Annotated in this window: 9 protein-coding genes; 5 read left to right on the forward strand and 4 right to left on the reverse strand. The window is 71.0% G+C overall.

Annotated features, from left to right (window positions below; genetic code table 11):
* Window positions 1-69: 69 nt before the first annotated feature.
* From ACZ61E_RS01795 to ACZ61E_RS01810, 4 genes are all read left to right on the forward strand, one after another.
* Entirely contained in the window at window positions 70-963 is an 894-nt protein-coding gene (locus tag ACZ61E_RS01795) for an oxygenase MpaB family protein (protein ID WP_469696702.1), read from the forward strand.
* Window positions 964-1,799: 836 nt separating this feature from the next.
* Entirely contained in the window at window positions 1,800-3,212 is a 1,413-nt protein-coding gene (locus ACZ61E_RS01800; protein WP_469696704.1) for a family 2B encapsulin nanocompartment shell protein, read from the forward strand.
* 131 nt (window positions 3,213-3,343) lie between these two features.
* Window positions 3,344-4,582 carry a family 2 encapsulin nanocompartment cargo protein terpene cyclase gene (locus tag ACZ61E_RS01805; RefSeq protein ID WP_469696706.1) on the forward strand — a complete coding sequence of 413 codons (1,239 nt, stop codon included), beginning with the start codon at window positions 3,344-3,346 and terminating at the stop codon, window positions 4,580-4,582.
* A gap of 101 nt (window positions 4,583-4,683) precedes the next feature.
* Window positions 4,684-5,541 carry a geranyl diphosphate 2-C-methyltransferase gene (locus ACZ61E_RS01810; protein WP_469696708.1) on the forward strand — a complete coding sequence of 286 codons (858 nt, stop codon included), beginning with the start codon at window positions 4,684-4,686 and terminating at the stop codon, window positions 5,539-5,541.
* A 13-nt stretch (window positions 5,542-5,554) separates the two neighbouring features.
* Here the strand turns inward: ACZ61E_RS01810 and ACZ61E_RS01815 are convergent, their stop codons facing one another.
* The 4 genes from ACZ61E_RS01815 to ACZ61E_RS01830 are packed head-to-tail and all read right to left on the reverse strand — an operon-like array spanning window position 5,555 to window position 10,813.
* Window positions 5,555-6,670 (reverse strand): ABC transporter substrate-binding protein, encoded by a 1,116-nt coding sequence (locus tag ACZ61E_RS01815; protein ID WP_469696710.1) that lies wholly within the window; start codon window positions 6,668-6,670, stop codon window positions 5,555-5,557.
* The gene (locus tag ACZ61E_RS01820; protein ID WP_469696712.1) at window positions 6,667-8,376 is read right to left on the reverse strand and encodes an ABC transporter permease; all 1,710 of its coding nucleotides are present in this window, start codon (window positions 8,374-8,376) and stop codon (window positions 6,667-6,669) included. The genes ACZ61E_RS01815 and ACZ61E_RS01820 overlap by 4 nt, the downstream gene beginning before the upstream one ends.
* Entirely contained in the window at window positions 8,373-9,560 is a 1,188-nt protein-coding gene (locus ACZ61E_RS01825; protein ID WP_469696714.1) for an ABC transporter ATP-binding protein, read from the reverse strand. The genes ACZ61E_RS01820 and ACZ61E_RS01825 overlap by 4 nt, the downstream gene beginning before the upstream one ends.
* 38 nt (window positions 9,561-9,598) lie before the next feature.
* Window positions 9,599-10,813 carry a PrpF domain-containing protein gene (locus tag ACZ61E_RS01830; RefSeq protein WP_469696716.1) on the reverse strand — a complete coding sequence of 405 codons (1,215 nt, stop codon included), beginning with the start codon at window positions 10,811-10,813 and terminating at the stop codon, window positions 9,599-9,601.
* A 128-nt stretch (window positions 10,814-10,941) separates the two neighbouring features.
* Between ACZ61E_RS01830 and ACZ61E_RS01835 the strand changes: the two genes are divergently transcribed.
* Window positions 10,942-11,853: a LysR family transcriptional regulator gene (locus ACZ61E_RS01835; protein WP_469696717.1), complete on the forward strand. Its 912-nt coding sequence runs from the start codon at window positions 10,942-10,944 to the stop codon at window positions 11,851-11,853.
* Window positions 11,854-11,861: the final 8 nt, after the last annotated feature.

The raw sequence follows: 11,861 nt of genomic DNA on the forward strand, positions 1-11,861 counted from the left end.
CCGACGGCGGCGCCTCGCCCCGTGGGCCGCGCCTTCCCGTCCTGGGCCGGCTGGCGCGAGAATGGTGGCATGAGTCCCTTCAGGTCGACCGCCCCGGATCTGCGTGGCCGCCTCGGCGGTGCTCTCTTCGCCCGGGTCGCGGGCCCGGCGGGGAAAGAGAACCGGGCGCGCATCCACGACACTCCGGGGCCCCGGTGGTTCGACGCGGACAGGCCGGTCCGAACCGTCCACGGCGACGCCTCGATGTTCATCGGCGGCCTCAGAGCACTGCTCCTCCAGTCCCTCCACCCCCTCGCGATGGCGGCGGTGGCCGCCCACTCCGGCTACCGCGGCGACCCGTGGGGCAGGCTCCAGCGCACGAGTACCTTCCTGGCCACGACGACATACGGAACCGCCGCCGACGCACAGGCCGCCGTGGACCGGGTGCGGGCCGTACACGAGCGCGTACGCGGGCGGACCGCCTCGGGGGAGGCGTACCACGCGGGCGACCCCCATCTGCTGGGCTGGGTCCACGCGGCGGAGGTGGACAGCTTCCTGATGGCCCACCAGCGGTACGGGGCGCATCCCCTGGACGAGGCGGGACTCGACGCCTACGTCGCCGACACCGCCCGGGTCGGGGAGGCGCTCGGCGTCGTGGAGCCCCCGCGCGACCGGGAGCAGCTGACGGCGGTGCTCGCGGCGTACCGTCCCGAACTGCGCCCCACCGAACAGGCGCGTGAGGCCGCCCAGTTCATCCTCCACCACCCGCCCCTGCCCCTCGCCGCCCGGCCGCCCTACGCCGTACTCGCCGCGAACGCGGTCGCCGCGCTTCCCCCGTGGGCCCGCACCGCGCTGGGCGTCCGGCCCGCCGCGCTGCTTCCGAAGGGCTGCGTCGTCCCGGCCGGCCGCCTGCTCACCCGCACGATCCGCTGGGCCATGTCTCCGGCCCCACCGCTCACCACCGCCGGTCCGAACACCGGGTGACGGGGGACGGGCGGGCGTCCGGCGTCCGGCGTCGCGGTGCGGCCCGGGCGGCGGTCCCGCGTCAGCCACCCATCGCCGTCACGCGGTCCATGCGTGACAGCTTCTCCGGATCGCGGACCGCGTAGAGGCCTGGTGACGAGGTCGGCGGCCAGGCGGAGGGCCACGATCGTGTCGGGTCCGGCCGTCGCGGTGGATGATCAGCGCCGAAGCGCCGTTGACCAGTCGATTGACTCGGGCCCCGCCGAGTCCGGCCAGGACCTCGATCACGCTGTCGACGCCCACCACCGTTCCACGGCCGCCCGGACCACTCCACCGCCGTCCGTCAGAAGGACGGCGTCCGGGGCGATCATCTTGTGGAGCCGCGTCAAGTCGCGTGTCTCCACCGCTTGTTGGAAGGCGGCGGTTGCGTCGCGGGACTGCGACGGGGAGACCGCCCCGCGGGGGCGGCGCGCGGCGACATGGGCCCGACAACCGTCGCCGGTTGACGCCCCGTGCCCGGTCCCGATCGAAGAACCGGTGCCGGAGCGCGGTCATCGGGTGCGGCGTGCGCAGGCGGGTGATGTGGCGTGTCCCGCTCGCCCATGGTCCGTTCGCGCCCTGATCAGGACGCTGCCCGCTCCTACACGGCGGCCGGACCCGCTCGCCGGCGGGAGGAGCGCGGGTCACGCCGGTGCGGTCGGCGAATTGCCGAAGTGGACATTCGTGCGGAGAAACGTTGCTCCTGGCCGCGTACCCCACCCGCCGTCACGGCATTCACGTCCTTTCGTGTGATGACAGGTGAAGTAGGTAAGAGGGAGGGTAATTCGGCGTACCTACAGGAGGGCTGAGGATCACATATGACCGTCGAAGCCGACCGGGAAGCCGTACTGGCACGGGCGTCCGGGCAGCAGAGTCTGGCGACCGCGGCCGCGCGGAATCTGGCGACGATCGCCAAGTCCGTTCCGCAGATGCAGGAGACCTCGTCGCGGTGGCTGATGAGGATGCTGCCATGGGTGGATGTGCGGGGCGGCACCTACCGGGTGAACCGGCGGCTGAGTTACGCCGTGGGCGACGGGCGCGTGACCTTCGTGCAGACCGGCGGGCGCGTCGCGGTCGTCCCGGCCGGGCTGCGGGAGCTGCCGGTGCTCAGGGGGTACGGCGACGACGCGGTGCTGGACGAGCTGGCCGGCCGTTGCGAGCAGGTCGAGTTCGCACCCGGCGCGGTGCTGGTCCGGGCCGGTGAAGTGAAGGACCGCCTCTTCCTGCTGGCGCACGGCCGTGTCGAGAAGATCGGCACCGGGCCCTACGGCGGGGACACCGGACTGGACGTCCTGGCCGACGGCGCCCACTTCGGTGACGAGTCCCTGACCGGCGCGGACGCGACCTGGGACTGCGCCTTCCGGGCCACCACCGCCTGCACGGTGCTGGTGCTCTCGCGCGAGGACGTCGGCGACGTCGCCGCACGCGAGGGCTCCCTGCGGCGCCATCTCGGCGCCGGCGCGGCGCTCCCGAGGCAGCGCACCAACGCGTACGGCGAGGCCGCGATCGACCTCTCCGCCGGACACGTCGGTGAGCCACGGGTCCCGCACACCTATGCGGACTACGAGCCCGAGCCGCGCGAGTACGGGCTCTCCATCGCGCAGACGGTCCTGAAGGTCCACAGCCGTGTCGCGGACCTCCTCAACGATCCGATGAACCAGACCGAGCAGCAACTCCGGCTCACCCTTGAGGCGTTGCGCGAACGCCAGGAGTACGAACTCGTCAACAACAAGGAGTTCGGGCTGCTCGCCAACTGCGACTACGCGCAGCGCCTCCAGCCCCACGACGGGGTGCCCGGCCCCGACGACATGGACGAACTCCTCTCGCGCCGGCGCGGCAACAAGTTCTTCCTCGCCCACCCGCGCGCCATCGCCGCGTTCGGCCGTGAGTGCAACAGACGCGGCCTGCTCATGGAGCCGGTCGACGTCAACGGCCACCATGTCCCCTCCTGGCGGGGCGTGCCGATCTTTCCGTGCGGGAAGATCCCCGTCAGCGACGCCCGTACGACCACGATCATGTGCATGCGTACGGGGGAGGACGACCAGGGCGTGATCGGGCTGCGGCAGACCGGCATCCCGGACGAGATCGAGCCGAGCCTCTCGGTGCGGTTCACCGGCATCGACGAGCAGGCGATCCTCTCCTACCTCGTCACCGCCCACTACTCGGCCGCGATTCTCGTCCCCGACGCGCTCGGCGTCCTGGAGAACGTCGAAGTCGGCCGCCGGCACTGACACTTCCCGGCCCCCTCCGCTCCAGGGCCCCGGCCTCCGCGCCCCGCGACCACCCTGCCCCGCCCCGGCCCGCGCACTCCGGGCCGCCGACGGGCGCGCCCATCTGCCCCCGTACGAAAGGCACCTCACGCATGACCCGAACCAGCGGGGCCGACGGCCCCCCGTCGGCGTGGCACGGGCCACCGCCCGCACGCCCACCGGTCCTCCCCAGGGCCCGGGCGCTGCCGGCCCCACCCCCCTCGCCCGCGCTCGAACGCCTGCTGGCCGGTCCCGCCGGGCTGGGCACGGCCGCCGCCCGGGCCTTTCACTACCCCGAACCGCCGGTGCGGACGGATCAACCGCCCGGCCAGGAATCCGGCAGACCCACGGACACGGGTGCGGGCCCGGGTCCGCACGCCGACAGGGACGGCGACACGGCGGTGCGCATCCCGCCCCTGTACTGCCCCGACGCCCTGCGGGACGACCCCGCCCTCGGGGAGGAGGTCAACAACCGCCTGGTCGACTGGGCCGAGGAGATCGGGATCTTCACCGGGCGCCTCGAACGCCTGCGCTCACACCAGTTCGGGCACCTCTTCATGCTCGCCCATCCCGACTGCGACGACCCCGACCGTCTGATGGCCGCCGCCCGCTGCGGACTCGCGGAGTGGTCCGTGGACGACCACTGGGTCGACGAGGGCGACGAGACGGAGCCCGAACTCCTGGGCTCCCGACTCGCGATGACCCACGCGGTGGTCGATCCCGTCCGCCTCCCCGCCCGCTATCTCGCGCAGTTCGAGGAGGTCGTCGGGCAACAACCCGTACTGCGCGCCTTCCGGTCCAGCCTCGCCCATCTCTCCCAGATCGCCAGCACCACCCAGATGGCACGTCTGCGCCACGAACTGGCCGTCATGTTCGTCGGATACGGGCAGGAGGCCGAATGGCGCAACAGCGGACGCAGACCCGCGGTCTGGGAGTACCTGCTGCACCGCTACGAGAACGCCTTCTACCCCTGCATGGTGCTGATCGACCCGGTCGGCGGCTACGAACTGCCCGCCCACGAGTTCGCCGATCCCACCGTGCGGCGCACCTATCTCTACGCGGGCATGGCCAACGTCCTGCTCAACGACGTCTATTCGATGGCCAAGGAAGATCCCGGAGACACCAACCTGCCCAACCTCATCGCCACCGAGGACAACTGCTCGCTCCAGGAAGCGGTCGACCGCACGGCCGCCATCCACGACGAACTCATGCACACCGTCGAGGCCGACTGCGCCGTTCTCGCCGCGGCCGGCTCCCCTCAACTGCGCCGGTACCTGGCGGGGTTGTGGGCGTGGATGGGCGGCAGCAAACAGTGGCACGCGACTAGCCCCCGGTACCGGACCGCGCCGTGAGGCCGCCCCGTGGAGCCCGCCCGCCGAGCCCACGGGGGGACCCCGTACCGAATCCCGCGACGAACCCCTCAGATCCGTAACGCCTTATGAAGGAGATGTCCATGACCGTTCAGAACACCACCGCCCACCCGCTGCGCAGCCTCTACCAGAAGTCCGTCGCCAATTACTGGAACCAGGAGCGGAACCCTGTCAACCTCCGCCTCGGCGAGGTCGACGGCATCTACCACCACCACTACGGCATCGGTGACGTGGACCGGTCGGCCCTCGACGGCCCCGAGGAGACCCGGCAGGAGCGCCTCACGGCCGAACTTCACCGGCTCGAATGCGCCCAGGCCGATCTGCTGATGAGCCACCTCGGCGACATCACCCCGGCCGACCGTGTCATGGACTCCGGCTCGGGGCGCGGCGGCAGCAGTTTCGTCGCCCACAGCCGCTTCGGCTGTGAGGTCGACGGTGTGTCCATCTCCGAGACCCAGGTCGCCTTCGCCAACGGCCAGGCCGAGGAGCGCGGCGTCGACGACAAGGTCCGCTTCCACCTCAAGAACATGCTGCACACCGGCTTCGAGAGCGACACCTTCCAGGCCATCTGGAACAACGAGAGCACCATGTACGTGGACCTGGCCCTGCTCTTTCCCGAGTACGCCAGGCTTCTCAGGCACGGTGGCCGCTACGTCACCATCACCGGCTGCTACAACGACGCGTACGGACTGCCGTCCCGTGCCGTCAGCGAGATCAACGCCCACTACATCTGCAGCATTCATCCCCGCAGCAAGTACTTCAAGGAGATGGCCGCCAACCGCCTCGTCCCCGTCAGCGTCGTCGACCTGACCGCGGCGACCATCCCGTACTGGGAACTGCGCGCCGAGTCCCCGCTGGCCACCGGTATCGAGAAGGCGTTCCTGGACGCCTACAACGACGGCAGCTTCCAGTATCTGCTGATCGCGGCGGACAAGGTCTGACCGCGGGCGCCGGCTACAGATAGCCGAAGAGCGACAGCCACCGTCGCTGATCGGCGTCAGCCGCGCCGAGCAGGGCCTTGGGTTCGAAGCGGACGACCTGCCCGCTGTCCACGGTCGGCAGGTCGTGCCCCAGCACCTTCGGCGGCGTCACATCACTGCGCGCGGGGAATTCGCCGATCTGGCGGAAGACGTCCTGGCCGCGCTGCGACATGTTCCAGTCGAGGAAGAGTTCGGCCGCGGCCTCGTGCTCCGCCGACGTGGCCTTGCCGAGGTAGTAGTCGTACGCGGCCATGCCCTCGTCGGGCACCACGAAGTCGACCGGCGCGTTCTTGCTCGCCGCGATGTTGACGCTGCTGACGACCGCGGTCGCCACGGAGATCTCGCCACGTGCCAGGCTCTCCAGCGCCGCGCTCGACGAGTCGAAGATGCGGGGCTGCTGATCGGCGAGGGCCGGCAGATAGTCCGGCCCGAGCCGGTCCTCCTGGAACCTGGTCAGGGCGAGCGAACTGCCGCCCGCGCCGACCTGGGTGATGCCGAGGCTGCCCTTCCACTCCGCCTCGGTGAGCTCCTTCCAGGAGGTCGGCGCGTCCTTCTCGTCCACGAGGACGGTGTTGTAGGCGAAGGTGTAGAGGGGGTCGAAGACACGGTAGAACTCGCCGCCGTGGTAGCGGACGGTGTCGTCCAGCTTCTCGTAGCCGGGCACCTCATGGGCCCGGAAGACCCCGGCTTCGCGCATCCGTGAGGCGATGTCGTAGTCGGAGGTGCGGACGACGTCCGCACCGAGCCGGCCGGCGCCCTGCTCGCTCAGCACGCGCTCGGCGAGGCGGTTCGGGACGAGGCGCACGAGGTCGACCTTGATGCCGGTGTCGTGCTCGAAGGCGCGGATGACCTGTTTCTCGGAGTTCTCGATGTAGCCGCTGTAGAGGGAGAGCGAGCCCTCCTTCCTCGCGGCGGCCAACAGCTCGGCGTCGGCGATCTGTTCGCCGTCCACGACGAGCCCGCCGGAGGTGTCGACCCGGGCCGACAGGTCGACCACGGCCGTGGTGGGCGGCGGTGCGCAGGCAGCGGCGGCGGTCAGCGCCCCGACCGCCGCCAGGGCGGCCAGGACGCGCGAGCTCTTGCGGTTCATCGGGCTCCGTCCACGGTCTTGGCGCCGAGGGACTTCGCGAGGAGTGCGATGACCAGGATCACGCCGCAGTAGAGCAGGCTCACCGTCGCCGCGCCCTGCATGGCGCCGTTGTCGAAGTTGTCGAAGATCATGATTGAGAGAAGCCGGGTGTCGGAGGTGAACAGGAAGAGGGCGGCGGACAGTTCACGCATGCAGAGCATCAGCAGGAGCAGCAGCGTGGAGACCATCCCGACGCGCATCAGCGGCAGCGTCACGTGCGAGATCGCCCGTGCCCGCGGCGCGCCGAGCAGTACCGCGCTGTCCTCCAGATCGCGGTCCACCTGGAGGATGGACGAGGCCACGCCCCGGTACCCCTGCGGGAGGAACACGGCGAGGAACGCCACGACGAGGACGGCCATCGTCCCGTACACCGGAAGCGGCATGACCAGCCAGGTCCACAGCAGACCGAGCCCGAGGACGATCGCGGGCACCGCGAGCGGCGCCATCGCCACGAACTCCAGCGCGCGCCGCCCCGGGGCCTTGGTGCGGTAGACGGTGTAGGCGAGGGCGAAGCTGATGCCCGTGCCCAGCACACCGGCCAGTACGGCGGTGAGCACGCTGTTGCGTGCGACCTCGATGAAGTCGGCCGAGGTGATCATCTCGCCCAGCGCGTAGAACGACAGCGCGTCGCTCTCGGCGAGCTGGCCGATGCTGGAGAGATACGGCGAGCTCTGGAGTGAGGCGACCGTCAGCGCGCCGAGCGGCAGTACGACGGCGAGCGCGAAGTACAGGAGCGCCGCGGCGAACGCGGGTCCCCGCCAGCGTCCCAGCGGGACCGTGCGGGCCCGCACGCCCTTGCCCGTGACGGTGGTGAACTTCCGCCGCAGCACGGCTCGTTGCTGCACGGCGGTGACGATGAGCAGGACGAGGGTGAGGACGATCGAGACGGCGGCTGCCTCGTTGCCGCGCGACGGCGAGGCGTTCATGAGCCGGTAGATGAAGCTCGGCAGTGTGTCGATCTGGCCCGGATTGCCGATCACCTGCGCGACCGGGAAGTTCTCCATCGTCAGCGCGAATATGAGGATCCCGGAGCCCAGGATCGCGGGCATGGCCAGCGGGAACGTGACACGCCGCATGGTGCGGCGCAGGGTCGCGCCGTGGACGAACGCCGCCTCTTCGAGGTCGGGGTTCATCAGCGACAGCGAGGCGTGGACGAGGAGGAACGCGTACGGCGCGTAGTAGAGCGCCAGGACCATGATCAGTCCGGGCACGGTGTAGATGTCGAGCGTGACGTCGAGTCCGGCGCCGTGCAGCAGCAGGTTGAGGAAGCCGGTCGCCGGGCTGCCGAGCAGCGACCAGGCGATGGCGCCCACGAGGGACGGCAGGAACAGCGGCGCGATACCGACGAAGTAGAGGAAGCGCCTGCCCGGGGTGTCGGTGCGCGCGGCGAGGAAAGCAAGCCCGCAGCCGATTGCGAGCGCGAGCACCGACGCGGCGCCGGCGACGAGCACGGAGTTGCCGAGGGCGCCCACGGCCTGCGAGGTGGAGAGGATGGAGAAGTTCTCCAGCGAGAGCGAGTCGAGCCCGATCGCGCCGGGCCTCGGCACCTGGGTGCTGAAGGCGGCGAGCAGGATGAACAGCATCGGTACGACGACGAGGATGCCCAGACAGGTCAGCAGGACTCCGGTCGGCATGCCGCGCCGCAGCCGCGTGATCACGGCGCTCATGCGGGCACCTCCGACGGCAGCACCTGAACGGCGGCCGGGTCGGCGGCGGCCCAGACGGACGCGCCGGGCCGCAGCAGTTCGCGACCGCGCCGGGGGACGATCGCGTCGAGTTCGGGGCCGCCCTTGAGGCTGACGCGGTAGCGGACGTAGCTGCCCTGGAAGCTGACGACCTCGACGCGGCCGGGCCAGTTGTTGACGCCGTCGGCCGCGGGGGCGTCGGTGAGCCGGATGTCCTCGGGGCGGATGCAGACGCTGGGGTCGGCGGGGGGAGCGGTGTCGCAGTCGGCGAGGACCTCGACCTCGTGGCCGGTCAGACCGAGCAGCGCGCCCGTGCCCCCGTTCCCGCCGGTCCCGGTCCCGTTCCCGCCGGTCCCGGCACCGTTCGTGCCGTTCCGCGCCTCGTGCCGCCCGGTCGTCACCGTGTCCCGCGAGCCGATCGCCGTACAGGGGAAGATGTTGGACACCCCGAGGAAGTCGGCGATCGACGCCGACGAGGGGGTGTCGTAGATGCGTTCCGGGCGGTCCGTCTGCACGATGCGGCCGTTCTGCATCAGCGCGATCCGGTCCGCGAGCGCGAGCGCCTCGGACTGGTCGTGGGTGACGTAGACACAGGTCAGGTCGAGCCGCTGCTGGATTTCGCGCAGCTCCACGCGGAGCCGGTCGCGCAGCCGGGCGTCGAGGTTGGACAGCGGTTCGTCGAGCAGCAGCACACTGGGCCGCATGACGAGGCTGCGGGCGAGCGCGACGCGCTGCATCTGGCCGCCGCTGAGGAGGCTGGCGCCCCGGTCGGCGAATTCGGTGAGCCCGACCAGGTCGAGCACGTCGGCGACGCGTTCGCGGATCTGATCCCTGGGAAGCTTCTGCTGCTGGAGGGGGAAGGCGACGTTCTGGTGGATCGTACGGTGCGGCCAGACCGCGTACGACTGGAACACCATGCCCACGTTGCGCTTGTTCGGCGCCACGTTGATGCCGCGTTCGCTGTCGAAGACGACGGTGTCACCGATGGTTATCCGGCCGCTCGTGGGGGTTTCGAGGCCGGCCACGCACCGCATGGTGGACGTCTTGCCGCAGCCCGACTTGCCGAGCAGGACCAGTGACTCACCGTCCTCGATGTCGATGCTGAGGTCGTCGACCGCGGTCGCGTCGCCGTAGGCGAGCGTGATGTTCTCCAACTGGACTTTCATGACAGCTCCTTTGCTGCCGGACAGGCGCGTCGGGTGCGTCAGACGCTTTCCTGTAGGAGGGCGGGGACAAGGAGTTCCGCGGTCGCGATGGCGCGCGCGGCCCGGTGCAGGGTTACCGCCCGGACCGCGCCGGTGTCGTCGAGCGACACGTCCGCCGTGATGACGCCGGCGGGTGTGCCCAGCCGGAGCAGAGTGGCGACCGGCCGATTCTCGGCCAGTTTGGCCGGAATCGTATCTGGTGAGAGTGCGGCGGACGCAATCGCGACCGCCGAGGTGAGCCCGATGGCCGGATGCGGGGCGTGCATGGACAGCATGCGGACGGCGATGTCGTAGTCGGCGGCCGGGATCCGTTCACCGAGCGACGTCACATAGTCACCGGCCGGCGCGACGACACCCACCTTCGGTACGGAGTGGCTGACGGGGTCATGGGGCCCGGCGAGGCCCATCCGCAGCGCGGCGGCGCGGCGCAGCCGGGTCAGGGCGGGGACCAGGGACGAGAACGCGTCGACCGTCTCCAGGGCGTCGGAGCCGAAGGCCGCGGCGTCGGCGAGTACGGCGGGGGCGCCCGCGTCCACCAGGGTGGCGTCGACGCCGTACGCCGGGTGAGACCCGTCCGCCCACCGCGCACCGTCCGCCAGGTGCGCACCGTCCACCGCCTGGGGCCGGCCGGCGCCGCTCACCTCCAGGCGGTCGACCGCGTTGCCGGTCGGCAGCAGGGCGCCGGTGGTCGCGCCCGCCGGATGCCGGAAGCCGAGCGCGACGGGTACGCCGAGGGCGCGCGAACCGGGCACGGTCGCGTCGCCCAGCTCCGGCACCACGCCGCCCGGCGTGGGCACGGTGGCCGAGAGCCGTACGCCCGTGTTCTCGTTGCGCAGCTCGACCGTGGTGGTGGGGTGGACCGGCTCGGCGAGCCCGGTGCGCAGCGCGTACAGGCCCACGGCGGTCGCGCAGTTTCCGCAGTTGCTCGCCCATTCGACCCCGGCCGTACCGATGCCGACCTGCGCGAAGAGGTAGTCGACATCGACGCCCGGCTCGGCGGACGGGCGGACGATCGCCGCCTTCGATGTGGTGGACGTGGCCCCGCCGACGCCGTCGATCTGGCGCGGGTCCGTCGCGCCGAACGCCGACGCCAGGACGGTGTCCAGCCGCCCGTCGGGCCCACCGTCCACGCCCGCCGCGCGCAGGTCGTCGGCGTCGAACACCCAGCACTTGCTGGTGCCTCCGCGCATGAGTGTTGCCGGCAGCCGCAGCACGTGGCCCTCCCGTCGTTCGAGAAAAGCCCGGTGACGATCTCCGGGCGACACCGAGCATGCGCGTGCGACGACTTCAGTACAATCTCGAAAAAATGGATGCCCATTTAGCAGAACTTAAGGACTGTCCCATGCATCTCGACGTACGCCGGATGCTGCTCCTCACCGAGGTCGCCGGACGAGGCTCCCTCACGGCAGCGGCCCAGGCCCTCGCCTTCACCCCCTCCGCCGTCTCGCAGCAGATCGCGAAGCTGGAGTCGGAGGCCGGTCAGCCCCTGCTCGAACGCCACGCGCGCGGCGTGCAACTCACCCCCGCGGGACAGGCCCTGGTACGGCACGCACAGCACATCGGCCGTCAACTGGACGCGGCACGGGCCGAGTTGGACGAGATCGCCGGACTGCGCTCGGGCGAGCTGCGCATCGGCTCGTTCCCCACCGCCGGCGCCTCGCTGCTGCCACGCCTCGTCCAGCGCTTCGGGCAGGCCCACCCCAATGTCGAACTCATCGTCCGCAGCGCCGTCTTCGACGGACTGCTCGCCATGCTGGAGAGCCGCGAGATCCAGCTCGCGCTGCTCTGGGACTACCACTGGCGCCGGGTGGACGACCCGTCCCTCACCGTCACGCACCTGCTCGACGACCCCACGGTGCTGATCGTCGCCCGCGACCACCGGCTCGCGGGCCGCGAGTCCGTGGACATCACGGAACTCGCCGGCGAGAACTGGATCACCCGCGCCGACGAGCACCCCGTCGCCGACGTGCTCGCCAGATCCTGCCAGGCGGCGGGCTTCCGCCCGACGGTCGCCTTCCACGCGCACGACTACCAGGAGGCCCAGGCCATGGTCTCCATCGGCCTCGGCATCGCCCTCGCGCCCCGCCTCGCCCTGACGAACCTCCTCTCCGGCATCGAGGCCGTCTCCCTCACCCCCTCGGCCCCCACCCGCCGTATCCTCCTGGCCCGCCTGACGGAACGCCGGCCGACCCCGGCGGAGAGCGCGGCGGAGGAACTGTTCCGTGAGGTGGCGAGGGACATCGAGCCGCGATGACCGGCACG

The organism is Streptomyces sp. NPDC104581 (assembly GCF_055583685.1).